16 protein-coding genes and 2 pseudogenes are annotated in these 23,879 nt (G+C 68.8%); 4 read left to right on the top strand and 14 right to left on the bottom strand.

Features of this window, described 5'->3' with window-relative positions; genetic code table 11:
* Positions 1 to 9: 9 nt before the first annotated feature.
* Together LDL49_RS19045 and LDL49_RS19040 are read right to left on the bottom strand one after the other, a co-directional pair.
* On the bottom strand, positions 10 to 639 hold the full coding sequence (locus tag LDL49_RS19045) for a Rid family hydrolase (RefSeq protein WP_225292424.1): 630 nt from the start codon (positions 637 to 639) through the stop codon (positions 10 to 12).
* A gap of 14 nt (positions 640 to 653) precedes the next feature.
* Entirely contained in the window at positions 654 to 2,240 is a 1,587-nt protein-coding gene (locus LDL49_RS19040) for a flavin monoamine oxidase family protein (protein WP_372470378.1), read from the bottom strand.
* A gap of 193 nt (positions 2,241 to 2,433) precedes the next feature.
* Between LDL49_RS19040 and LDL49_RS19035 the strand changes: the two genes are divergently transcribed.
* Together LDL49_RS19035 and LDL49_RS19030 are read left to right on the top strand one after the other, a co-directional pair.
* Positions 2,434 to 3,762: an SWIM zinc finger family protein gene (locus LDL49_RS19035; RefSeq protein WP_225292423.1), complete on the top strand. Its 1,329-nt coding sequence runs from the start codon at positions 2,434 to 2,436 to the stop codon at positions 3,760 to 3,762.
* Positions 3,759 to 6,941, top strand: coding sequence for an amino acid adenylation domain-containing protein (locus LDL49_RS19030; RefSeq protein ID WP_225292422.1), 3,183 nt, complete (start codon positions 3,759 to 3,761; stop codon positions 6,939 to 6,941). The genes LDL49_RS19035 and LDL49_RS19030 overlap by 4 nt, the downstream gene beginning before the upstream one ends.
* Before the next feature lie 64 nt (positions 6,942 to 7,005).
* Here LDL49_RS19030 and LDL49_RS19025 read toward each other — a convergent pair whose 3' ends face one another.
* The 10 genes from LDL49_RS19025 to LDL49_RS18980 all read right to left on the bottom strand — a co-directional run bounded on the left by LDL49_RS19025 (position 7,006) and on the right by LDL49_RS18980 (position 18,689).
* Entirely contained in the window at positions 7,006 to 8,730 is a 1,725-nt protein-coding gene (locus LDL49_RS19025; RefSeq protein WP_225292421.1) for a right-handed parallel beta-helix repeat-containing protein, read from the bottom strand.
* Positions 8,727 to 10,511, bottom strand: a complete 1,785-nt coding sequence (locus LDL49_RS19020) for an alpha-galactosidase (RefSeq protein ID WP_225292420.1) — start codon at positions 10,509 to 10,511, stop codon at positions 8,727 to 8,729. Before LDL49_RS19020 ends, LDL49_RS19025 begins: the two co-directional genes overlap by 4 nt.
* Positions 10,508 to 11,356, bottom strand: coding sequence for a carbohydrate ABC transporter permease (locus tag LDL49_RS19015; RefSeq protein ID WP_225292419.1), 849 nt, complete (start codon positions 11,354 to 11,356; stop codon positions 10,508 to 10,510). Before LDL49_RS19015 ends, LDL49_RS19020 begins: the two co-directional genes overlap by 4 nt.
* Entirely contained in the window at positions 11,346 to 12,407 is a 1,062-nt protein-coding gene (locus LDL49_RS19010) for a carbohydrate ABC transporter permease (protein WP_225292418.1), read from the bottom strand. The genes LDL49_RS19015 and LDL49_RS19010 overlap by 11 nt, the downstream gene beginning before the upstream one ends.
* A gap of 37 nt (positions 12,408 to 12,444) precedes the next feature.
* Positions 12,445 to 13,695, bottom strand: coding sequence for an ABC transporter substrate-binding protein (locus LDL49_RS19005; protein ID WP_225292417.1), 1,251 nt, complete (start codon positions 13,693 to 13,695; stop codon positions 12,445 to 12,447).
* 23 nt (positions 13,696 to 13,718) lie between these two features.
* A complete protein-coding gene (locus LDL49_RS19000; protein WP_225292416.1) occupies positions 13,719 to 14,885 on the bottom strand; it encodes a hypothetical protein in 1,167 nt (388 codons plus the stop codon).
* Positions 14,886 to 15,414: 529 nt separating this feature from the next.
* A complete protein-coding gene (locus LDL49_RS18995) occupies positions 15,415 to 16,410 on the bottom strand; it encodes a LacI family DNA-binding transcriptional regulator (protein ID WP_225292415.1) in 996 nt (331 codons plus the stop codon).
* A gap of 175 nt (positions 16,411 to 16,585) precedes the next feature.
* Positions 16,586 to 17,092, bottom strand: a complete 507-nt coding sequence (locus LDL49_RS18990; protein WP_225292414.1) for a monooxygenase family protein — start codon at positions 17,090 to 17,092, stop codon at positions 16,586 to 16,588.
* Positions 17,093 to 17,169: 77 nt separating this feature from the next.
* Complete coding sequence (locus LDL49_RS18985; protein ID WP_225292413.1) at positions 17,170 to 17,811, bottom strand: FAD-dependent oxidoreductase; 642 nt, start codon at positions 17,809 to 17,811, stop codon at positions 17,170 to 17,172.
* 92 nt (positions 17,812 to 17,903) lie between these two features.
* Positions 17,904 to 18,689: an alpha/beta fold hydrolase gene (locus LDL49_RS18980; protein WP_225292412.1), complete on the bottom strand. Its 786-nt coding sequence runs from the start codon at positions 18,687 to 18,689 to the stop codon at positions 17,904 to 17,906.
* A 137-nt stretch (positions 18,690 to 18,826) separates the two neighbouring features.
* Here LDL49_RS18980 and LDL49_RS59185 point away from each other — a divergent pair.
* Positions 18,827 to 18,916: pseudogene (locus LDL49_RS59185) on the top strand (hypothetical protein); the annotation flags it as partial.
* A 2-nt stretch (positions 18,917 to 18,918) separates the two neighbouring features.
* On the opposite strand, the gene LDL49_RS18970 reads toward LDL49_RS59185, so the two are convergent.
* Both LDL49_RS18970 and LDL49_RS18965 read right to left on the bottom strand, forming a co-directional pair.
* Positions 18,919 to 21,891 (bottom strand): ATP-binding protein, encoded by a 2,973-nt coding sequence (locus tag LDL49_RS18970; protein WP_225292411.1) that lies wholly within the window; start codon positions 21,889 to 21,891, stop codon positions 18,919 to 18,921.
* A 62-nt stretch (positions 21,892 to 21,953) separates the two neighbouring features.
* Positions 21,954 to 22,259, bottom strand: a pseudogene (locus LDL49_RS18965) (bile acid:sodium symporter family protein); the annotation flags it as partial.
* A gap of 1,198 nt (positions 22,260 to 23,457) precedes the next feature.
* On the opposite strand from LDL49_RS18965, the gene LDL49_RS18960 reads away from it, so the two are divergent.
* Complete coding sequence (locus LDL49_RS18960; RefSeq protein ID WP_225292410.1) at positions 23,458 to 23,595, top strand: hypothetical protein; 138 nt, start codon at positions 23,458 to 23,460, stop codon at positions 23,593 to 23,595.
* Positions 23,596 to 23,879: the final 284 nt, after the last annotated feature.

The following is a 23,879-nucleotide window of genomic DNA, read 5'->3' as shown; positions in this document are numbered from 1 at the left end:
TGCTTGTGGTCAGTGCTTGTAGGCGGCGACGACCTCCACTTCGACGAGCCAGCCCGCGACCGGGAGATTGGCGATCTCGATCGTCACGCGGGCCGGGCGGGCCGGGTTGACCTCCATGGGCGAGGCGGGGGGCGCGGTGCCGAGAGGGACGGGTACGGGCTCGCCGGTGGCCAGGTCCGTGTTGGCGAAGAACTGGCGGTAGGCGCGATTCCAACCGGCGAAGTCGGCCGACTCGGCTCCGGGAGGCTTCTCCAGATAGGCGCGCATGGAGACGACGTCGGCCAGGCCCAGCCCAGCGGCGGAGAGGTTGGCCTTGATGCGTTTGAGCACGTTGAGTGCCTGGGCCTCGGTGACGGTGACGCCCGAGGGCAGAGTAGCGCCGGGGAAGTCGATGTAGCGTTCAGGGGAGTCGGTGGGAGCCCCGGTGTTGGCCGCCGCCGGGCCCAGGCCGCTGGCGGTGTAGGAGGCTACCTGCTTGCCGAGCGCCACACCGTCGGCGATCGAGGGGTTGGTGGTGCCGGCCGGGAGGAAGGGCTTGATCTCCTGCGGCCGGGGCGACCAGGTGGGGCTGGCGGCGGCCGTACCGGTGCCGAGCACGAGGACAACGGCCGCGGGAAGGGCGATGGTGCGGATCTTCATGCGGAGGTGTCCTCTCAGGAGGTGCTCATGACGCGCTGGTGCAGCTCGGTGACGACCTTGCGGGCGGACTCCAGGGCTCCCGCCTGCCAGGCGATCATGTAGCTCAGCCAGTCCCCCGCGAAGTGCACGTGCCCGGCCGGTCTGTTGAGGAGCTGGTACGCGCCCTGCCGGGACGGCCAGCCCACCCATGCGCCCTCGATGTGCGGCTGGAGTTTCCAGGCGATGGACACCGACGAGGCCAGCTCGTCGCGATACTTCGCGCCATGGATCTTCATGCCCTGCTCGATCGCGCGGCGCTCGCGGTCCGCGTGCTTCAGCGCGGCGTACGCGTCGGCCTGGGCGCCGAAGTTGTAGTAGCCGACGACCATGCCGCGCGAGGTGCCGTACCCGTAGGAGGGGTACCAGATCGTGGCCAGGTCGAGGTCGGTGGCGGTGATGCCGCCGTAGATGTCCTCGTCGGTCTCCCACCAGCGGCGGCGGTACTCCAGGCCGATCTTGCCCGCGTTCGTGACGGTCGGGGTGGCGAGGGCGGCCTGGACGTCCGGGCCGAGGTTGTGCGCGGTCTTGGCGAGGATGTGCGGGGGCATCGCCGCGACGCAAAGGTCCGCTTTGATCTTCTGCGTACGGCCGTGGCGGTCCTGGTACTCCACCTCCACGCCGTCCGGCAGATCGGTGATCTTGGTAACTTTGGCGCGCAGCCGGATCCGCTGCCGCCCGATCTTGCCGGCGAAGGCCCTCGGGATCGCGTCCATGCCGCCCACCGGCTGGAACATCAGCATCGCCTGCTCGTAGCCGAACTCGAACGAGAACCGCTGCCCGACGCCACTCGCCAGCACCTCCGACAGCGACGGCACCGGCTCGAGCAGCGTGCCCGGCTGCTCACCCGCGCCCGGGTTCACGCTGTGGCCGCGGCGGTCGCCTCCGGAGTACTTGAATCCGCTCGCCTTGTTCCCCACCGCCCCGAAGCTCGACAGGAAGGCGATCAGCCGCTCTTTGTCCTGCGCGGTGAGCGCGGCGTCCAGCGCCCCCGCGTCGGTCGCCCGCGACAGCAACTCCGAGACGTACCCGTACACGTCGGCCTTGGCGGTACGCCAACGGACGGGGGCCTGCATGTTCTGGTGGTAGATGTACGCCTGGGCGTTGGAGTTGGTGAAGACCTCCAGGTCCACGCCGAGCTCGCGGCAGTAGTCCATGGTGACCATCCACTGCGCCAGCCGGGCCGGCCCCGCGTTGAGGTAGACACCGTCACTGAACTTCGCGACCTGTGAGGAGCCGTCCAGCTCGGTCACGCGGTCACCGCCGCGGATGGTCCAGTTCCGACCGCCCACCCGGTCGAGCGCCTCCAAGATCGTGCAGTCGTAGCCCGCCTTGCCCAACTCGTACGCCGTGGCAAGACCGGCTATCCCCGCGCCGAGGATCACCACCTTCTTCGCGGACCTCCCGGTGAGCGAGAAGTCGGACTGCTGCGGCGGGTCGAAAGTCTCCTTCGCGGCCGCCTCGGCGGTGGGCGCGAGGCCGAGCGCGCCCATGGTCGCGAAGAGCGCCCCTGCACCGCCGGAAACACCGACGGCGGACAGGAAATCGCGTCTGCTGTACCCCAACACGTACCTCCAAGATTTTGCTGTAGGTGAGTCTTGGGAGGTTTTGTTGCCGGTCGTCCTTTGTTGTGTTGTTTGTGGGTTTCAGGCTGATCATCGTGTTTATAGAGGAATGTGAGGTTTCTGGGTCTCGCGTACCGCGTGAGCGTCAAGCTGCCGCGCCGGTTTGTCGGTGGGGCGATCTAGTGTCCCGGCCATGACCTCAACGACGCAGGCGTACACCTACGCCGCGCCCTCCTCCCTTGTCGGCGGTCGTCTCGGGTTGGCGACCTCCGGCGGCCGGGCCCTGTCCGGCCCGGCCGTGGCGCCCCGGTTCTTCAGCGGCGTGGTGACCCAGGCGGCCCCCGCCGCGGCGGCCCTGCTCGGCGTCGCCGATGTGGCGCTGGCCCGCTACCACCAGCCGCAGGCGCGGCCCGGCTGGGTGCGGGACCCGGTGGTGACGTGCAACGGAGACCGGTTGCGGTTCGAGTCGTTCTCGGCCTGTGGCGGGGTGTACGCCCGGCTTGATCTGCTGGCCGGCGCGCTCGACGGCGAGGTGTTCGACCGGGGCACCACCAACGTCGACGTGAACGCGCCGCTCCGGGAGGCGCTGGCGCGCATCGGCGCGCGTGACCCGTTGCACCTGGGGGTCGGGCTCGACGAGCTGGTCGTGACCACGATGGACGGCGCGGTGGTGGAGAAGAAGGTGCCGCTGCCCGAGCGCTGGTTACGCGGATTCGCCGAGGTGCAGGTCATCGCCTCGGGCATGGATCAGCGCGGTGAGCTGACCGGCATGGCGGCGGTGCGGTTCCTGCGCGGGCTGCCCAAGAGAGAGACGCTGTGGGTGGCGCAGACAGGGCGTGAGCTGAAGGCCTCCGAACGTCAGGTTCCGGGCGCGGTCCAGCTCGCCGGCCCCAACCGGCTCGCCCCCCTGCTGCCGCTGCTGCGCTTCGCGAAGTCCCTCCGGGTGTACGGCCCGGCGGACGCCGCTTCCAGTGCCTGGGAGCTGGAGCTTCCGGGCATGCGCTACACGCTCACCCTCTCGCCCGAGCGCTGGCGCGGCTTCTCCGGCGAGGGCGCGGTGCTCGACGACCTGGCCACCGACGAGGCCGAGAACGACGCCGACGTGGTGGGCATGCTGCTCAACTTCGAGCCCGAGGTCGAGATCGGCCTGCTGGCCGACCGCGCGGGCATCCCCGCCGACCGGGTGCGGGCCGCGCTGACGCAGCTCGGCGTCGCCGGCCGGGTCGGCTACGACCTGTCGGAGGCCGCCCACTTCCACCGTGAGCTGCCCTATGACAAGGACAACGTGCTCCTGCTCAACCCGCGGCTGGCCAAGGCGCGCAAGCTCGTCGACGCGGGCGCCGTGCACCTAGAAGGCGAGCTGGCCACCGTCCGCACCTCGGGCGGCGCGCGCCGGGTCTCGCTGGCCGACGGCTCCTGCACCTGCGAGTGGTGGTGGGACCATCGCGGCTCCCGCGGGCCGTGCAAACACGTGCTGGCCGCCCGGATCGTCGCTCGCGCCGCCGTGGAGGTCTCCCGATGACCCTCTGGACGGAGATCCGCGACCTGGTCACGCGCAACCAGGTCACCCGCCTGACCGACCGGCTGGTCACGCTCACCGAGGAGGAGCGCGCCGAGCTGGGCGGGCGGCTGCCCGGCCTCGTCAAGGAGCTGCGCCGCGCCCGCACCGAGCAGGTGCGGGCCCAGCATCCCGACGACTTCGAGGAGATGGCCTCCTGGGAGGTCGGCGACCTGCTCGACGAACTGGCCGGCGCGCTGCTGCTGACCGGCGTCGGCGTCGTCACCGGCCCGGCGGCCGCCGTGACGTGGATGACCAGCCGCGACGTCAACCGCCGCTGGGCCGAGGACCCCGACGTCGCCCAGGTGTGCCGGGTGGCGGCCACCCGGCCCCTGGAGTGGCGGCGCGATGTCGCGGTCCGGCTGGCCCGGCGGGTGCGCCGTCCCGCCGACCGCATCGCGCCGCTGGCCGTGGCACTGCTGCGGGAGTCCGGCGCCGTACCGCCCGACCACGACCCGCTGGTGGCCGCCTGGCTGGCCGCGCCGAGCGTGGCCGATGACCCGCTGACCCCCGTCCTGCTGCCCCGCGTCTTCGACGCCGACGGCGCGGGCCGCGCCCTCCGTGACGAACGGCTGGAGCCCCGGCCGACCCGCTGGCTGGCCGCCGCCGCCCGCGAACTGCCCAGGGAGCAGCTGCTCGACGGTTGCGTGAGCCGTTTCCTGCGCGGCGGCGAGGCGCAGGACCTGCGGTTCTTCGTCCGGCTGCACACGCTCCTCGACCCCAAGCCCGCGGAGTCCGCGCCCCGCCTGCGCGACTACCTGCGGTTGTTGCCGTCGGCCCCGGGCACGGTCGCCGAGCTGGCCGCCGGGCAGGTACGCGGGGCGCTGCCGCTCGACCACGCCGACCTGGTCGAGGCGGTCGACGCGCTCACCTTCCGGGACGAGGCCAAGCTCGCCGCCATCGGTCTGCGCTGGCTCGACCAGGCGATCCGGGCCACGCCCGAGGCGGCCGCCGACTTCGTGACCGCGCTGACCACGGCGTACGCGCACAAGTCCTTCGACGTACGCAACCGCGCGGCCGAGCTGACCCTGAAACACGCCGGCCTGTTCGCCGACCACGCCGAGACGATCCTCGACGGCGTCCGCCACCTCCCCGCCGACCTGGGCGCGAAGCTGGCCGAGCGGTTCGGCGGGGAGATCCAGGTCGAGGAAGTACTGGAGCGGAAGGAGTTCCCGCCGCTGCCCGAGCCGCCGGAGGCGCGGCGGTTCCCCGAGCCGTCGATCTTCCCCAACCACGACTACCACGAGCGTTGGATCGGCCAGGAGCGCTGGCTGGCGGCCTTCGTCGCCGGGATCGCCCACGACCGGGCCGAACTGCGCCGCAAGCTCAAGCCCCACGTCGAGCAGGAACGGGGTTACTGGCGCTCCAAGGAGGTGCGCCTCGACCCCGACGACTGGCAGTCGGCGCTGTCCGCCGAACTCGTCACTCCCGGAAGCTTGCGGGAACTGCCGCCGATCGGGCCGAAGAAGTTCTGGGACGACGCGAGCCACTCCGTGGGAGTACGCGACCTCACCCGTGGCGAGGAGCCCGACCCGGAGCCGAGGCGCCGGGGGATCATGATGGGCGGCGCCTACCAGCCTGGCCGCTACCTCGACGACGACGCCCCGCTGCGCGCCTTCTTCATCACCTGGACCAGCGACGACGGCCCGGACGGGGCGGTGGCCCACGAGGGCGGCCGGCAGATCCCCTTCGCCAGGGGCCGGATCCACCTGAACGGCTCCCCCACCGACGTCGAGCAGCCGTGGTCCGACGACGGGCTGCCGGATCATCTCCGTCCGGTGCGGACGAGGCCCGGCGTCCTGTACGACGACTCTGTGGAAGCCATGCCGTCCTCCATCCTCGACCACGCCTACGAGCGCATGGCCGAGCTCGGCGTGGACCCCGCCCGGATCGCGGCGATGCGGGCAGGGGAGCGGGTGCCCCCGCCGGACCCGGGCGAGCCGCTCGTGCAGGTGACCGTCGTCTTCGTCCCGCCCCGGCTGCGTTCCTTCATGCCCGAGGAATTGCCCGAGAACGACGAGTGGCGGCGGCGCAACCGGCTGCCTCACCCCAATCGCGTCTCACCGCCCCACGACTTCCTGCTGCACCGCTACGCGGAACTCGCCGAGGCCCTCCGCGACGGCACCCTGCCGCCCGTGCTGCTGGCCACGCCGACCTGGATGAGCGGCCACCTCGACCCCGACGTACTGGTCGGCCGGCTGGAGACCTGCGCCGCCGCCGGCGTGGAGCCGCTCCCGGCCGACCTGGCGCAGGCGCTGCTGCGGTTGCCCCGGGGCAGCCACCCGGCCGCGGCCGACCGGGCCGCCAAGGTCGACTCGGCGGCGGCGCGCTCGGCCGCCCGCTGGCTCGCCGGTGACGGCATGGCCGACCCCGAGTGCGGCCATGTGTGGCGCCACATGGTCGACGCGTCCATGGTCGAGTTCGGTGACGGCGAACCGGAACACTTCACCCAGGTCAGGCTGCAGCCCGTGCTGCGGGTGACGGCCCCGACCGGCCATCGGCTGATCGACGAGGTGCTGCTGCGCCAGCCGTTCGATTGGACGCACGACGAGTTCAGCGGCTCGCTCAGGGCGTGGCCCGCCATGCTGCCCTCGCACCGCGAGGTCGCGGCCGTCAACTTCCTGCCCTTCCTGCTGCACAGTCGCTGGAGCGGAGGGCTGGTGCACACGGAGATCGCCGGCCTGGAGATCGCCCAGGGCCCGATGGGCGAGTCCACGGCGGTGATCCTCGCCTTCCTCCTGACCGACGACGCGCCTCGCGCGATCCCGTTGGTCCTGAGCATGGCCGCCAGGGGCGACCTGCCCGCCGAGGCGATCGGCCGCCAGCTCGCGCTGGCGCTGCGCCGCACCTGGCGGGAGACCCGCCCCGCCATCGCGGCCCTGACCGAGCTGGCCGACGCCGGCGGCCACCACGAGGTGTGGCGCATCCTGCGCGCCCTGCTGCCCGGGATGTTGCCGGGCGAGGGGCAGCGCATCACCGCGACCCACGCCGAACTCGTCGCCTTCGCCACCGACGTGGCCCGCTGGACCGGCGCGCGCGAGGAGATCCCGGTCGTCGCCGAGTACGCGCGCAGCCGCCGGACGATCCGCTTCGTCCACGAGTGCAAGCGCCTGCACGCCCAGCTCACCGGAGCCACGTCATGACCTCTGACGGCGTCCGTACCGAGCGTTGCGGTTGCCGCAGCTCACCGACGCCGAGCGGTGCCGCTCATCCGAGCTCGGTGACCCTCGACGTCGGCTCATCGATGTCCGCGTCCGTGCACGACCGGAGGACGACGTCCCATGCCTCCGGCCCGGAGCGCACGATGCTGTTGTCCCTGAAGCGAACGCCCTGGGTGCTCTTGGCGGAGAGCGCCGGGACGTCACGGAGCACGAAACGATTTCCTTCGACGACGACGCCGCGGTGAACCGGCTGCGCGGAGTCGGTCCGCGGATCGACGAAGACGGCCGGCCCACCCGGCTCGACGAACTCGTTTCCGCGGACGATCAGATCGTGTACCGGCCCGGACTCCCACCATTCGGCGGCGTCGCCTGAGACGTAGACCGCCGCCATTCCCGGGCGTTCGAACCGGTTGTCCTCGATGACCACCGGACGCCGCGTGGTCACGAGCACGGCGCGCGTGGGCACGTTTCGGAAGACGTTGCGGGCGATGTGCACGGCCGGCGTCCGGGTCACGTTCTCCACCGCGGCCCGCCCGGTGAGGTCGCCGGGAAGCTCGGCGCCGGCGGTCATGACGATGACCCTGAGCGGGTGGGCGCGGTCCCGCCCGCTCGGCTGCCGTACGCGCTCCACCGTCGCGGCCGCGATCGCCTGGAGCGTCTTGCGCTCGACGATCTCGATCAGGTCGCCGGGCGCGAACTGCGGGAGTCCGGCCGTCTCCGGATGCGCGTACTCGAGCACCAGCGTCCGGCGATCAGGCTGATCGGCGATGCGGAGATAGGTGCCGTGCACATTGATCGGGTCGTCGTGCGGCCCGTCAAAGAGGCACTCGCGAACGGCCGCGACTCCCGAGCATCCGGCGAACTGGACGAAGTCGGCGAAACCCGCCGTGTGCCGCCCGCTGCCCGGTGGGCTGCGGAACTCGCAGCCCTCGATCGTGACGTCACGGCTCGCCTGTGCCACGACGCCGAAGCCGTGCAGGAACCGGAACCGCAGCCCGGACAGCGTCACGCCGGAGCTGTCGAGCACGAGCGCACCGGGATGATCACGCGTCGTCAGGCGCATCTCATAGACGACACCGACGTCGGCCGGTTCCTCGCCGCGGTCGTAGTCGATCCGGATCTCGCGCTCCCCCACCGCCTTGATCGACCGGACGTCGTCGAAGAGCGGGTTCGGGCCGCGCCACGTCCTGCGGCCGGACGGATCATGGATCTGCGTGTACTCGAGCGCGTCACGGCCCTCCCAGGCGACGGCGCCCGAGCCGAGGACCTCACCATGCCAACGGATCGAGTGTCCTTCGACGGAGAACAGCGTGACCTCGGGCACCCGGATCACCCGGTACGCCCGCCCCGCCTCGACACCCCCGTCCACGACCGTGGCGTCGACGACCGTCGGCACCGCGAAATCGAACTCGAGTCCCTCGACGCGCACCCGCCGCGAGTCGATGACGGCGAAGGTCGTCTGGAGCCCATGAAGGAGGACGCAGGCGCCCTCCCCCGAGATGACGAGATCGTCCATCGCCTCGACGAGTACGGCGATCGTCTTCTCGCGGTACCGCGGATCGTCCCCCACCGTGTTGGAGACGTAAAGCTCACGACGTTGAGCGCCGTCCGGCCAGAAGTGATACTCGCCCGGCGGGAATCGGAGCACCACCGGCCCCGCCACGGCGCCGGCGGCCCGGAGGGCCGCCGCGACCGCGGGCGCGGCATCGGAGCGGCTGCCGGGCGCCGCCCCGAAGTCGGTGACGTCCAGCGTCACCGGCGCCGGGCTCATGCCGAGGGCATCGATGAATGGGCGGCGCGGCGCAACCGGGCGAGCCCGCCGGAGGGGATGGCCAGCGCGTGGGGCCCGGGGGACAGAACGATGTCCCCGTCGACGACCAGCCGTCCCCTGACGTCCCAGATCTCCAGGCCGGCGCTGACCTCGTCCCCCTCGTTCAGCAGGATCGGGGAGCTGTCGTCGGCATTCGCGATCAGCAGTTCCGTCCAGTCGCCGGCCGGAATCAGGATGGCGTGCGGCGCGTACCTCGCGACGAAGTGCCGGCCGCCCTCGTGCGCGCGGGCCACCGGGTACATCAGTTCGGGGCGCTCGGGCACCAGCCGACCGTGCAGCAGCAGGTCGCGGTGCTCGCGCCAGACACTGAGCCAGAACGTGAGCGCCTCGGACTGGCCAGCGGGAAGCCGCGTCAGGTCCACGGAGACCTGCGGCACGCCCAGCAGTGAGTTGATCAGATGATGGGCGACCCGCTCCGGGCTGTCGCCCTCGGCCCACATGATCGGGTCGCTGTGGATCGGCGTGCCCGGCCGGCTCAGGCGGAGGTCGAGGATGCCGACGCGGTTCTGGACCGCGTTCAGCGGGCAGTCGCCGACGCGGATCATCGAGGCGTGCCGGGCTGCTTCCGCATGAACGTACGGCTCGCGGAACTCGATCAACGGCTCGACTCCGAGCCCGCGCAGCCTGTCGACGATCTCGGACACGGTCTCGACGGCAGCGGCCACGGACCCCGGCGCCCCCTGGTCATGGAACTCCTCCAGGAAGTCGAGCTTCAGGCCGTCGGCCCCCGTCCGCGCGATGATCTCCTCCATCCGCCCGACCAGGTAGGCCCGGGTGAAGGGGTCTCGCGGGTCGAGGACCTCCGCCTCCAGCTCGGGTTTGTCGCGCAGCGTCGAAAGCCCCAGGTCGCGGGCCTTCGCCCGATAGCCCAGGAACGGTGTGCCGATCCACCACACGGTGCGCAGCCCTCGGGCGCGCAGCGCTTCAACCAGGCCCGCCGCATCGGGGAACTTGTCCTCCGTGACCTCCCAGTCGCCGCACGATCCGTATCCCCGGCCGTGCGAGCTCGTCTGCCAGCCGTCATCGACGATCACGGTGCCGAACCCCATCGCGGCCGCGCGATCGGCCTGCGCGAGTACGGTGGCGGCCGAGACGTGCTGATGCGCGAAATACCAGGTGCACAGGACCGGGTCCTCGGCCCCCGGCGCCCCGCGATGGCCCTGCTCCCCCTGGAGCCAGCGCCCCGCCTCGGGAACGGCTTCCGCGAAGGTGCCGCCGGACACGTCCAGGAGCAGCCGCACGTCGCCCGTCGTACCGGAGCCGCCGACGGCGATCTTGATCACGAAGTCGGCGGTCTCCTCCACCAGACCGGCCAGCACCTGGGTCTCACCAGGGCCGCTGTCGACCGCGTAGACCAGACGGGCGACGTCGCGCGAGCCGAGCAGGGCCCCGAGCGGAATGCCCCGCAGGGCTGTCTCGTCGACCGCCGCCCCCCACGATGGCGGGATCGTCGCGTGCGGCACCGTGCTGCCCGGCCGCCACCACGCGCCCGCGTCGGTCGCGGGGATCGTCACGGTAAGACTGAGCGGCTCGCCCAGCGTGCTGAACACGACCTCGAAGACTCCGCCCCGCAGTTCGCGCACGTCACCCGGCCGCGTCGCCCGCAGCAGGAGCCCCGCGCCGGAGCGATCGGCGCCCAGCGGGACCGGCGCCTCGGGCCCCGAGTGGGTCCACCCCGGTAGCCAGGAGGCACCCGTCGCCGGCATTTCGATTTCCGTCATTTGATCCCCGTGAATGATATTCCGCCGATGATGTGGCGCTGCGCGAAGAAGAAAAGAAGAACGCACGGAAGGGTCACCACCAGGGCGGTGGCCATCAACAGTGGCGTGTTCGTGTCGTGCACGGACTGGAAACCCGCCAGAGCGAGCGGAAGCGTCTTCCACCGTTCCGTCGAAAGGTAGATCGCGGCCTGGAAGAAGTTGTTCCAGTAGGACATGAACTGCAACACCGCGGTCGCGATGACGATGGGCCGGGAAAGCGGCAGATATATCGAGAACCAGATGCGGAACCAGCCCGCGCCGTCGATGAGGGCGGCATCCGTCAGCGCGTCCGGCAATCGCAAATAGAACTGCCGGTACAGAAAGATGAAGAACGAGGAGCCGAAAAAAGTCGGGACGATGATCGGCCACAGCGTGTCGATCATGTCGAGATTCTTGAAGAGAATGAACTGCGGGACGATCGTCACCTCCCCGGGAAGCAACATCGTCGACAGCACGATCGCGAACAGCACCCCGGAGCCCCGGACCCGGATCCGCGCGAACGCGAACCCGATGAGCGAGGACGAGAAGACCACCGCGACGACCGGGACGAGCGTGCTCAGCACCGAGTTGCGCAGGTAGGTCCAGAAGGGGAACGACCCGAGACCGTCGGAGAAGTTGGACCACTGCCACTGGACGGGCCAGAGCGACACCCCTCCCTGCGACACGCCCGCCTGCGTCCGCAGCGCGGTCGCGATCATCCAGAGGAAGGGGTAGATGAAGACAACGGACCCGACCACGAGCAGGGTGAGCGCGAAGATCCTTGGCCCGAGCGGCCGGGGTCGCGCTCCCTCTGCGCTAGCTGACATGGACACGCCGTCTCCGCTCCTTCGGCCGTTGCGATTCGTAGTAGACCCAGAAGGCGCTCCCCCGGAACACCAGCGCCGTGAGCACCATGATCATGGCGAACAGGATCCAGGCCAGGGCGGACGCGTATCCCATCTGAAAGAAGGAGAACGCGTTCTGGTACAGGTACAGGACGTAGAAGAGGAGCGAGTCGGACGGGCCGCCCCCGTTGTGCGTGACCACGTAGCCCTGGGTAAAGGTCTGCATCGCCCCGATGAGACCCGTGACCACGTTGAAGAAGATGACGGGGCTCACCTGGGGAAGCGTGATGTGCCACAACGAGTGCCGGCGCCCGGCGCCGTCGATCGCGGCCGCCTCATAGAGGCTCTTCGGTACGTCCTGCAGACCGGCGAGATAGATGATCATGTTCCCGCCGACCGTCCAGAGGCTCATGAGAATCACCGCGGGCAGGGCCCAGTCGGCGTCGAAGAGCCACTTGGGTCCGTCGACGCCGAACAGCCGGAGCAGCCCGTTGACCAGGCCGTAACTGGGGTGGAAGACCCAGATGAACAGCACCGCCTGGGCCACTCCCGTCACGAGCGAAGGCAGGTACCAGATGGTCCGGAACACGTTGACCCCGCGGACCCGGACGTTCATCAGGAGCGCGACACCCAGGGAGAGCACCGTCTGCAGGGGAACGCTCACGACGGCGTACGTCAGGGTGACCTTGATCGACTGACCGAGCGCGGGGTCCGAGAGCGCTTCCTTGTAGTTGGCGAGCCCGGTGAACTTCGCCGGATCGATCAGGTCCCAGTCCATGAAGGACAGGATCAGGGAGTACACCATCGGCCCACCTGTGAAGATCACGAAGCCGACGATCCACGGAGAGACGAAGAGCCAGAACGCGGCGGTGTTCCGCGAGATCCAGCGCGCCCGGAGGGCGCCCCACAGACCGGCGCCGATGAGGCCGAACACGATGGCCAAGATGATGACCAGCGAGAGGATGGGCCTGAGGCCCTCGGCGACGTGCAGCCGTTCGAGGAATCCCGCAAGCCCGTCCATGATGCCTGACATGCCGCGATCCCCCTCTACGCCATCCGCTCGGTTACCGTCACTGCGCCGCGTCCAGCAGCTTCTGGCACTCGGCCTGAAGCTGCGGCAGCACGACGGCCGGATCCTCGGTGCCGGACCCGATCGCGGTGCGCGAGTTCAGGTCACCTGAGAAGGCGCTCTCGATCCGCACCTTGTCCTTGACGGCGGGCGTGGTCACCGCGTTCGTGACGGCGTCGATGAAGGCCTGCAGGTTCACCTTCGGGGCGATGGATTTGAAGGCGTCGAGCGATCCCTTGATGACGGGGATGCCGAGCGCGGACTCCGTCGTGGCCAGCAGGTTCTGCGCGTCGGGGGTCGAGCTCATGAACTTCGTGAAGGTCTTCGCCGCGGCGGTCTCCGCCTCGCTCGCGTCCTTCGCGATGCCCAGGCTGTCGACCTCCATGGGCTCGCCCTTGCCGGGCATCGGCACGAGGAGGAACTTCGAGGTGTCCAACGCGGTGATCTTGGCGATGTTCCACGGGCCGAAGTCGGTCAGCATCGCGAGCTTGCCGTCGGCGAGCCACTGGAACATGTCCTGACCCTGGGCGTCGGCCTGGTTGGGCGCGAAGCCGCCGGCCTTCACGGCGTCCACCACGGTCTGGGCGGCGCGGATCCCGTCGGGGTTGCCCATCGTGCACTGCTTGCCGTCCGCGCTGTAGTACGAGCCGCCCTCCGCGATCAGCCAGCCGTCGTACCAAAGGGGCGCGGAGCCATAAACCTTCTTAGAGCCCGATCCGGACGTCAGCTTCTTGGCCGCGGCCACGAAGTCCGCGGTGGTCATCGGCGTCGCGCCGGACGGGACGGCGACGCCGGCCTTGTCGAAGGCGTCCTTGGCGATGGCCATGACCTTGCTCTTCGCGACGAAGGGCACCGCGTAGTCGGCCCCGCCGAACGTCCCCGCCCTCTGGACGGCCGGCGAGTAGTAGACGCTCTTGTCGACCTCGACCTGCTTGAAAGCGTTGGCGAAGCTCGGCAGCGAGGTGTCGGAGATCTCCGACACGGTCGGGGCGTCGCCGCCGGCGATCGACGTCTGGAGCTTCTGCTCGTAGTCGCTCTGGATCCAGTTGGGCTCGACCTTGATCGTCGGGTTGGCCTTCTCGAACGCCGCGATCATCGCCTTCATGGTGGCGGCCTCGTCGGTGGTCCCCCAGAAGGCGTAGCTGATCGTGGTGGTCCCGGCCGAGCCTCCTCCGTCACTGGGCTCACTGCTGCAAGCGGCGAGCGCGAGGAACGAGGCGGCGGTGACGGCAGCGAGTGCCTTTCGGTGCAAGGGGGTTCTCCTTTGTCAGTGATCTATCGCTGCCCGCGAAGCACGACGACGCTGCCGTCGGCGCCTGCGCGTACGCGTGAACCGTTCGGCACGTCAACCGTGGTGACGTGCCCGTCGTCCCAGGTGGAGGTCCAGGTCATGCCTGGTCCGCCGGTCACCTGAAACTCGGTGGCCTCCCTGCCCTCGTGTCGCAGCCCGACGACGGAACCACCGACGGGAACTCCGCCGACCTCGATCCACTCCCCGGCCGGAAGATGCGAGCGGGTGTGGACGACGCCCTCCTGGGCGCCCGGCTCCAGCCCGGTCAGGCCGACGGCGACGTGGGCGACGTGCGTGAAGGGCACCTCGGGATAGTCCGCCCTGGAGCCGGCGAGGTATCGCATCCACCGCAACGCCTCGTCGTCCCAGCCGTACCGGAAGAACGCCTCCGGAAGGTAGGTGAAAGCCTCGATATTGGACGGCGGCGTCGCCGCGAGACCGGCTCGGAGGAAGCCGAGATGCGCGGCCGAGCGCCGGTCGTCGCGCATGATCCCCTTGAGCGCGGGGAACCATGTGCTCTCCAGTCGAAACCCGCCGATCGGTCCGTCGGCGGTGAAGCCCGCGGTGTAGTGCTGGTCGCCGGGCAACCACCACAATGTCGAGAAGTGCTCGTCCAACTGCTCGGCCCGCGCACGGTTCCACGCGGCGAACTCTTCGTCGAAGGTGATGGAGCCGAGCGCCAGGTGCGCCGCCCATTGGCTGGCGATCCCGTCGGCGGCGACCAGGAGGTGCGGTGGCTGCTCCCCCTCGTTGTAGGTCGCCGTTCCGCGGAAGATGTCCCCGCTGCCGCCTTCGCCCGCGACACCCGTCCCGAGGGGATCATGGGCGTCGACGAACGACGTCATCGTGTTGCGCACGAACGCCGCGATCTCCGGAGCGAGCAGGAATCGGTCATCCGCCGTCCAGCGATATTGCTCGACCGCCTTCTCGACGAGTTCGAATGGCGCCGGGATCTCCCGTACGAAGTCGTCATCCGAGTGGTAGTCGATGGCGGCCGGCGTGCCGTCGAAGTCGAACGCCCACAACGAATACCAGCCACGGGCGCCGTTCGCCGATCCGGCGAAGTGCCGGAGCATCGAAAGGTTCTCCGCGTCCAGTCCCAGCAGATGCGCGCCGAGCATTTGGTGGGCGAGGTCTCGCGAATAGAACATCGGCCGGTCCGTCAAACCGGCCCAGTAACTCGGGAGATATCTCGGGTCCCGTCCGGTCTGCACCCACTCGCGCGAACGACGTGACGCCCAAATGAAAGATTCGACAAGATCGTGCATACTCGAATCAACCTGAAGGTGCCATGGTGGGTGATTTTGTCCGGCCCGTATGGCAGGTGCCGCAGGTGGTGACTGCCTCGTCATGAAAAGCGAGTGTTACATACACGTCATAAACACGTCAACAGTAGGGCAACGCGGTGCGTTACAAGATGGCCACACGCTCAGGGAGCCCGCGTCCCGGGCGACAGTCCATCGTGGGCTCGGCAGGAGTCACACAGCCCGCCGTGGCGGCAGGCAGCCCGCATTGTCCGGGCAGCCAGCAGCTTGTCCGGGCAGCCATCAGCGGAGAACACACCCCGTGAGCAGGTACGATCGCCGATGCCGTCACGTCGGCGACATCGGGCGGATCCGGTGAATCAGGCGATCAGCGAGCGGCAGCGGATCAGCCCGTTGAGCCGCGATCGGCGACTGTCTACGCGCGCGGGGCGGCCGTCGAGCCGCGAATGATCAGCTCGGGGTCGAACATCAGCTCCCCCGCCGGCACCGGCCGCCTGTTGACCAGATGCACCATGGTGGCGGAGATAGCCTGCGCGATCCGCTCGATCGGCTGCCGGACCGTCGTCAGGGGCGGTTCGACGAATCCCATGATCTGGGAGTCGTCGTATCCGACGACGGACACGTCGCCCGGCACGGACAGGCCGCGGCGCCCAGCCGTACGAATCGCACCCAGGGCCATGTAGTCGCTCGCGGCGACGATCGCGGTCGCACCCTGGTCGAGCAGGGTCTCGGCGGCCGACATTCCGCCCTCGACGCTGTAGACCTGGCGCGCGACGAGTCGCCGCGGGTCATCCACGCCACGCGAGCTCATCGCCTCGACGAAACCGTCGAGGCGCCGCTCGCTGGGCCGGTTGCCCACCGGGCCGACGATCATGCCGATGTCGCGGTGGCCGAGGTTCCACAGGTGCTCGACAGCCAGCGCCGCCGCCACTTTGTCATTCGTGGAGAAGCTGGGGGCCGGGAGGCCCTCGATCGCGCCGTTCATCGAGACGAACGGGATCTGGCGTTCCTGCAGCAGCCGGTATGGTGCCGGGTCCGCGCCGATCAGGGTGTTGCTCGCCGAGGCGAAGACCGCGCCCGCGATGCCCAGATCCATGGTGGAGGTGATGAAGTCGATCTCCTGCAACCCGCCCACCGTCGTGGAGCACACGACGGCCTTGAACCCCTGGGGGGCCAACGCCGACTCGATCAGCTCGCAGAGCCGGCCGAAGAAGGGCTGGGCGAGGCCCGGAGTCAGGACGATGACGAGCTGACTCTGTCCGCCGCGGTCGTATCCCAGCTCGCGGATCGCGTCCTCCACGACACGGCGCGTGCCGGCGGCGACCACACCCCGACGGTTGAGCACACGGCTGACGGTCGCTTCGCTGACCCCGGCACGAGCGGCGACGTCACTGATTCCGACCTTGGCCATAGCTCCCTTTTGATCGATACGGACGACGCGTGATGTCACTATACGGCCAGACCTGCTGCGCGGGCAGTTCCGTCACACCGCGGCGATGGCGTCAATCCTGGACCTGCCGTGACGGGGTGGTGGCCGACCAGGCGGAGAGGGGTGGGCGGGCTGTCGCTGGTGTGGTTCGAGCCGACTAGGACTCGTAGAGATCCGTCTCGCTCAGGACCGGGCTGCCGTCGTAGGAGCGTCCCAAGCGGGCCGCGGAACCGAACATGGGTCCACGAGCGCGCCGAATTCCGGCGAACCGGCCAAACCCGAGCGGCTTGGGAACGTCGTCGTAGACGGCCTCCGTGCCACCCCTGACCGAGTACGTCTCGTGCCAGAAACCGGTGCCGCCCGAGTCCCGCAGGAAGGCCAGCCACCACTCCCGATGCGGCTCGGACCGGGCGAAGGCGAGCAGCGACGGCAGGTCTCGCCAGTACTGGCGCATCCCCATGTTCATCGGGAAGAACGAGTAGTACACGGGCTCGTGCAGCAGCAGCCCGTCCGGCTTGCCCGCGACCGACCCACTGATCTTCCGGCCGAAGCTGAAGAAGGTCCGGATCCCGTACAGGCGATTCACTCGCATGCCGAGGTAAAGGACGATGAGGTCTGGATAGGCGGACAGATCGACGGTCTGCCGGTTCACCCGAGTTGGCATTCGATGCTCCTTAAGGGCGCAGGTTGCGCATGGGCTGATCGTCGGTTCAATGGAGGTCAGGACGGGCGATGGACACGTCAGTCGCCGGTGAGCGCCACGTGTACGGAGGAGACCGCGCTCGCGCCATCGCCGACGGCCGTGGCCACCCGTTTCGTCGAGCCCGAGCGGAGGTCGCCAACCGCGAAGACCCGGGGAGCGCTCGTCTGGAACGGAAGGCGCGAGCCGGACGAGCCGGTGGGAAGCGGACCGTCCGTGAGGACGAAGCCGTCGTCGGCCTTGGCGACGCCGGACAGCCAGCCCGACACGGGGTCGGCTCCGATGAAGCAGAACAATGCGCGACAAGCCAGCCGTTCCGGCCGCTCGCCCGGCCTCTCGACGACAATCGACGTGAGGGTGTCATCTCCGGCCAGTTCGCGGACCGTGCTACCAGCGTGGATCTGGATCCGGGAATGGGCACGGACTCGGTCGGTCAGGTAGGAAGACATCCCAGCCTCGAGATCGGCGCCACCGTGGAAGATCAGACGTTCCGGCTCGATCGCCGTCGCGTCCCGGACGATGTCCACGGTCGCCGTCAGGAGCAGGAAGAAGTCGTAGGAGTCGTCGCCGGACACATACAGATCCCGACCGGCCTCGGCATGTTCCACCTCCCCGTACGCGGCGAGCCGGCGGAACTGCTCGTCGTTCAGGACCGGCCCCCGCTGCGCCGCACCGTCGTTCATGTAGTGCCTCCGTCATACCGGGCCGGAACAGTAGGGCGAGCCACATCACTGGGACCGGCCGCCGGCTCAAGCATCGCCGTCCCCTTGAGACGTCAGCGCGCGGCGCTTCTGATGAGGTCGGCAGTCGCGGAGGGCTGCGAGATCATCGCGACATGCGAGGCGCCGACCTCGTGGACCCGTGACCCGGCCCGCCGCGCCATGAACCGCTGGGCCGCGACGGGGAGCACTTGATCGTTCCTGGCGATCAAGTAATAGGAGGGAATGGTCTTCCACGCCGGGGCGCCGGACGGCTCCCCGAGCGTGCGCGTGTCAGCGGGCCGCTGGCCGGCCTGCATCAGGTCGGTGGTCGCCCTCGGCACGTCCCCCGCGAAGACGTCGTGGAATACCTCCCTCTTGATGTATCCCTCGACGAGCCCATCACCATAAGGACGGAAGTCCAGCGCCGCCTCATTGAGCTTGCTTCCCGGATACCTGTTCTGCAGATCCAGCAGCGACTCACCCTGGTCAGGGGCGAACGCGGCCACGTAGACCAGCGCTTTCACATTCGGGTTACCAGTCGCGGCGTTCGTGACGACGATCCCGCCATAGGAGTGCGCGGCCAGGACGATCGGGCCGCTGAGCGTGGCGAGAATGGAGGCCAGGTAGGCGGAATCGGCGGCCACGCCGCGCAGCGGATTCGCCGGGGCGATGACCGGATGGTTCTCGCGGATGAGCCTGGCGCTGACGTCGTTCCAGCCGGAGGAATCGGCGAACGCGCCGTGCACGAGCACCACGGTGGGTTTGGGCTTGGCTTCCGCCTGCGCCTCGGACGCTCCCAGCAGGGCACCGGTCGCGACCGCGGCAGATCCGGCCAGCACCGCTCGGCGGGTCGTCGTCATAGCGTAGTCCTTTCACATGTGTGGGATTGGCACCTCGATTGCAGGTCAGAGTAGATCCCGAATAGTTGACGATCGCTGAACCCAGTGGGTCAGTCTTTGGGAAGTACGCCTCAAGTACGTCGGTCTAGCCTGCGGGCGTGAAAACAAAGACGGCCAGGAAGCGGGGGCTACGGATTCACCTGCTTCTTTATGCCCTGTCCAATCCGGCCCAGGTCGTGGTGTGGTTTCTCTACGACTCGGGAAGCCACTTCTGGCCTGTGTGGCCGATGCTCTTATGGGGCATCGCGCCGAATACCGCAAGGAACTTCTCGGCCCGGCGGGCGAACAGGTGAGACCCGCGTTCATCGGACCGGTCGCGGGCCTTTTCCGCAGCGGCTCGTACGACGTCCGTGGGTTCGCCGCGGGCGTGGAGGTGGCGCGCCCGCAGCAGCAGGACAAGTCCTTCGGCGTAGCGTTGACCGTAGGCGTCGAGGGCCTGGTCCGCTCGGTCGAGGGCGATGCCCGCCTCGTCCGGCATCCCCGCGGCCAGCCACATCTCGGCGATCAGTGCGTGATGGTAGGCGACGCCCCACCGCGGCGGGTCGACCATCGTCGCGGCCAGGAGCTGGTCGGCCTCCGCCGCGATGACGGCCGGGTCATCGCCGGTGAGGGCACGGGCCCAGTACCAGTTCAGCCGTATGTAGTGCTCCTGCTGGATGGCCGCGCGGCCAGTGCCCACGGCCATCCACCGCTCGATGGTGCGCATCACCCAGCCCGCGTCACCGGCCATCGAAGCGATGATCGTGGTGTAGTAGGCCCAGGTCGCGACCGCATACGAGTCGTCGGGGCCGTTCCACTTGTCGATGATGGTCTCCGCCGTCCCGACGTCACCGTGCAGTGCCGTCACGACGGCATGCCAGCCGGGCCACTCCCCCGAGACGTCACGCCGGATCGGGGTCTCGCTGTGCGCGGAGACGACCCCGTCGAGTAGGCCGGGATTGTTCTCGCTGAAGCATCGGTACGCCGCGCCGATGTCGCCGATGTCCCACTGGTGCAGGCCCCAGGCTTGCCGGCCGTATACACGGATGACCGGATCGGCGGACGCCTCCCCTTGCTCGTACAGCCGGCGGACCAGACGAACGCGGTCCCACTCCAGGAAGGTGTAGGCCCCGAACAGGCGAGCGAAGAGCAGGCCGGCGGCCTCGACATCCCGGCCGAGTTGGCGGGCCAGGTGTTCCGCACGCTCCAGCAGATCGAACGTCGTGCCGCCGAACCCGGCTTGCCGGCGCGGGGCGATGGCGAGCAGCGAGAGGGCGGAGAGCTCGAGTTCCGGGAGCTTGGCGGTCCGCGCGATCTGGGCGGCCGATTCCAGGTGCCGATCGGCGGCGGCGAACGCGAGCTTGGTCGCCGCGCGACGACCGGCGCGCTTCAGCGCCTCCACGGTACGAACCGGGTCGGCGAGGGGGCCGGCAGCGGACAGGTGGAAGGCGAGGCGTTCGGTGATGGACTCGTCCTCCGCTTGGCTCTCTTCGAGCGCGTCCGCGACGCGCAGGTGCAGCCGGACGGCCCGCAGGTGCTCCGTTGTCTCCGTGATCGATTCGCGAACCAGGTCGTGCGCGAAGCGCCACGAGAACGGGTTCTCCGGCCCCGTTTCGAGCAGACCGAGCGCGCGCAGCGGTTCGAGGCGTTCGAGGCAGTCAGCGACGTCGACACCGGCGGCGCGGGCGAGGAGACCGAGGTCGACCTCGCGGCCGATCAGCGCGGCGACGCGCAGCAGGTGGCGAGCGCTGTCGTCGAGGCCCGCCAGCCGATCCCGGACGACGTCTCGTACAGTGGACGGCACCCCGGCCCGGGCCGATACGTCGCCGTCGCTGAGCGCGCCGCGATCGCTGAGGAGCCGCGAGAGCTCGCGGACGAAGAAGGGATTGCCGGCGGTGCGGACATGGATGTTGCGGGCAATGTCCGCGCCGGGTTCGTGGCCGGTCTCGCGGCGGATGAGTTCGGCCACGTCGGTCAAGCTGAGCGGGCCGAGTTGGATCCTGCGGTGGCTGGGCAGCCGGCTGGCGGCGGCCAGTGCCCGCGAAAGGTCGGGGCCGGGTGTGGGTGCGCGGTCGCGAAGGGCGCAGATGATCGCGGTGCCGGTGGGTAGCCGGCCCGCCAGATGGCTGAACAGCTGGAGCGAGGTGGCATCGATCCATTGAAGATCGTCCAAGACGAGCAGCATCGGCCGTTCTGCCGAGGCCTGGCCGATAAAGGTGACGACCTGCTCGTACAGGCGGAACTGGGCGCGGCCGCCGGAAACCGGTGGCGCGGCGTCATCGTCTCGGGATTCGAGGAGGCGACCGAGTTCACTGGCCAGCCACTTCTCGCGCGCCAACGCGGGCAGGCTGTCGAGGACACGGGCGAGCGCCTGCTCCCATGGCCACATCGATGGTGTTCCGTCGCCTTCCAAACAGGAAGCCCTGACGACGAGCGCGCCACGCCGGTCCGCGTCGGCGGCGGCCTCTTCCAGCAGGCGTGTCTTACCCGAGCCCGGTTCGCCCTCGACGATGGCGAGTCCGGTGCGGCCGGTGAGCGCCGCCTCGATGGCCTGCCGCAGGACGCCGAGTTCCTCGCCCCGGCCGACCAGGCCGGCCGCCTGCCCCGCCGGTGCGCGGTCACCCTCACCCTCCGTGCTCGTCACCACCGATGACGTCGGGCTCTGCGTCAGCACTCGCAGGTGCGCGGCCTGCAACGCCGAACCGGGGTCGATGCCGAGTTCCTCGGCGAGGCGATCACGGACCGCGTGGAACGCTGACAGCGCCTCCGCCTGCCGCCCAGCGGCGCCGAGAACGGTGATGAGGCCGGCATGTACGGGTTCGTGAAACGGTGCCATCGACGCGGCCAGCTGCAACGGCGGGATCACCCGCTCCGGTCGGCGTAACGACACGGCCAGTTCGGCCGCTGCCACGCAGGCGGCGTAGAACTCGTCGTCGAGGGCGGCGAAGATCGGCATCGCGGTCGATCCATAGGACAATCCATCCCCCGCGGGGCCACGCCAGAGGCCGAGCGCCCTGACGTAGTCGTCGAGCGCCACTTCGCGAGTTTGCCCCTGGGCGCCGTTGAGGAGTTCTCGGAACGTGACGAGATCCAGCGTGCCGGAGCCGGCGCTGAACACGTACGCGTTGCCGCGGCGGTGCAGGTATGTACCGGCTGCCCGGGCGGGGACAGCGGGCTCGAGCACCCGCCGGACGAGAGGTTCACCACGATCGGCAGGGCGATCACGGCCAGCACCGAGTTGATCGCGGTGAGCGTGACATCCAGCGCGACGTTCCCGCCGAACAGGTGGCTGAACAGATTGGCCGTGGGCCCACCGGGCGACGCCGCGACCAGCAGCATCCCGACCGCCGGCTCCGGCGGAAGCCCGAAGGCGAGCACCAGGCCGAAGCAGATCGCCGGCAGCAGCACGATCTGGCACAGCAACGCGACCACGGCCGCCTTCGGATACTGGCCCACCCGCCGGAAGTCATCCAGGGTCAGGCTGAGGCCCAGGCCGAGCATGACGATGCCGATGGCGAAAGGCAGACTGGCCAAGATCAGTGGGGAGCCCATGGCGGACATTCTCGGGCATACAGACAAGTCCTGGTAGGGGCCAAGGCTTGTCGTTGTTCCAGGCCGGTTACAGACCATCGATCATGCAAAAGACCAGGTCAACCCGCAGATTTCCTGGTCTCGTTTGCGCGCCCTGCAGGATTCGAACCTAATGACCGTGTACGCCCCCGAATTCACCGGCTCGGGTGCTCGCCCTAATGCCTCGATTCGAACCGGAGCATGACTCCTGACCGCAGGCGGTGCGCGATACAGGCTCGGGGTCCATGTTCACCCCGGAAAGCAAACAAAGCCCTCAGCGGCTGGCTTGGGGCACACGTGACCCGCCTGTGGGGGTTGCAACACAAGGTGACGCGAGACTTCAGCCTGGCGGGATACCTGGTGATTCCTGGATGGCCATTCCGCCACCCTCGCATCGGCAAAGCTACTCCCCCCAATCCGGGTCTCCACGAGGTGGATCGGGGATCCTATCGCGAGCCCAGCACGTACAAAGCACCTCTGACCTGGTATTTCACAATCACACTTACAGCAACACACGCAGCAACACACAGCGCGAGCAACTCTCTACGCCTCATTCTTTACATCTGGCGATGCATCGGAGCCCCGCGAAGCGCTCCGGATTGTCGGCGGATACGACTGGAGGTCGCAGCGGCTGATCTGCCACCAAACCAGGCTTGATGTGCCACCCGCAGCCATGCCGGTTGATGAGCCCGGCCCCCCAGCCCTCGCCTTACTTAAGCCCGACCGGGGACTCAAACGTTAATTGACCGCACGCTTCCGCACCGATAAAAGTACAGGATAATTATTAGTAGCCCTCGGAATACCTAGAGCCCTATGAGTATTGCCAACCTCTTATATAGGAGATCACCCATCGGGGACCACTAACCGTCCCGCCGAAATGATACTACAGAATATTTATCGCATAATCGCAGGTCAGGGCCCTATCGCTGCAAATCTTGAATGGATGGGCTAAGAGCGAGCGAATGGCCTCCCAGCGCGCCGATAAAGGAGTATTCTCATGGGCTGTAACGACAAGATCCCCGGCACGGCGATGCACCGGGGATCGTACAAGTCGTTGCAGCCGGACCTGCTGGTCCTGCAGCAGCCAACTTGCAATTTGGCGTTGTCAGTCTAGCTCGCTGTGGACGTCTTGGCAGGTCCGGCGCTGAATTCACAAGCATAATCAGCGAAAGGACAGAACGTGATTACCGTTCGACTCAGCGGCACGGCCTCCATCCCCGAGCCTTGGGGACGCTTTCTGAGGACCGTCATCATCGTGGTGGTACTGGTCGTGGTGGGGGTGAACAGGGAGGCCCTGGCTGCGGTGCTCGGGCTCTGACGTTCCTGGCGGGGCGACCGAGATGCCGGCGGCACATCCGCGAGTGGTGCGTCCCGTCCGCCGCGCAGGACGTGCCCTGAACCGCCGTCGGCACCACGGACTGCACCGACGCCGAGATCTGGCAGAATCCGAACTCGGTCTACGTGCCGGTGAACAACGTGCTGACGCGTTCGGTCAGCATCGGCGCCGGCGGCTTCGCCTACCCCACCGGCGCCAGCGGGTTGAACGTCAAGACGTTCAACCCGGGCTTCGACTCCTTCAACGCCAAGGGGACAACGCCGCCG

Origin of the sequence: Nonomuraea aurantiaca (assembly GCF_020215705.1) — a bacterium.
GTDB classification, from domain to species: domain Bacteria; phylum Actinomycetota; class Actinomycetes; order Streptosporangiales; family Streptosporangiaceae; genus Nonomuraea; species Nonomuraea aurantiaca.
The sequence above is the reverse complement of the archived record's forward strand: the minus strand, read 5'-3'. Positions and strand labels throughout refer to the sequence as shown.

Bases quoted from the DNA above. Each gene is read 5' to 3' on its own strand.
- LDL49_RS19045 (WP_225292424.1), bottom strand. From the start codon at position 639: ATGAAGATCCGCACCATCGCCCTTCCCGCGGCCGTTGTCCTCGTGCTC.
- LDL49_RS19035 (WP_225292423.1), top strand. From the start codon at position 2,434: ATGACCTCAACGACGCAGGCGTACACCTACGCCGCGCCCTCCTCCCTT.
- LDL49_RS19030 (WP_225292422.1), top strand. From the start codon at position 3,759: ATGACCCTCTGGACGGAGATCCGCGACCTGGTCACGCGCAACCAGGTC.
- LDL49_RS19025 (WP_225292421.1), bottom strand. From the start codon at position 8,730: ATGAGCCCGGCGCCGGTGACGCTGGACGTCACCGACTTCGGGGCGGCG.
- LDL49_RS19020 (WP_225292420.1), bottom strand. From the start codon at position 10,511: ATGACGGAAATCGAAATGCCGGCGACGGGTGCCTCCTGGCTACCGGGG.
- LDL49_RS19015 (WP_225292419.1), bottom strand. From the start codon at position 11,356: ATGTCAGCTAGCGCAGAGGGAGCGCGACCCCGGCCGCTCGGGCCAAGG.
- LDL49_RS19010 (WP_225292418.1), bottom strand. From the start codon at position 12,407: ATGTCAGGCATCATGGACGGGCTTGCGGGATTCCTCGAACGGCTGCAC.
- LDL49_RS19000 (WP_225292416.1), bottom strand. From the start codon at position 14,885: ATGTTCTATTCGCGAGACCTCGCCCACCAAATGCTCGGCGCGCATCTG.
- LDL49_RS18995 (WP_225292415.1), bottom strand. From the start codon at position 16,410: ATGGCCAAGGTCGGAATCAGTGACGTCGCCGCTCGTGCCGGGGTCAGC.
- LDL49_RS18990 (WP_225292414.1), bottom strand. From the start codon at position 17,092: ATGCCAACTCGGGTGAACCGGCAGACCGTCGATCTGTCCGCCTATCCA.
- LDL49_RS18985 (WP_225292413.1), bottom strand. From the start codon at position 17,811: ATGAACGACGGTGCGGCGCAGCGGGGGCCGGTCCTGAACGACGAGCAG.
- LDL49_RS18980 (WP_225292412.1), bottom strand. From the start codon at position 18,689: ATGACGACGACCCGCCGAGCGGTGCTGGCCGGATCTGCCGCGGTCGCG.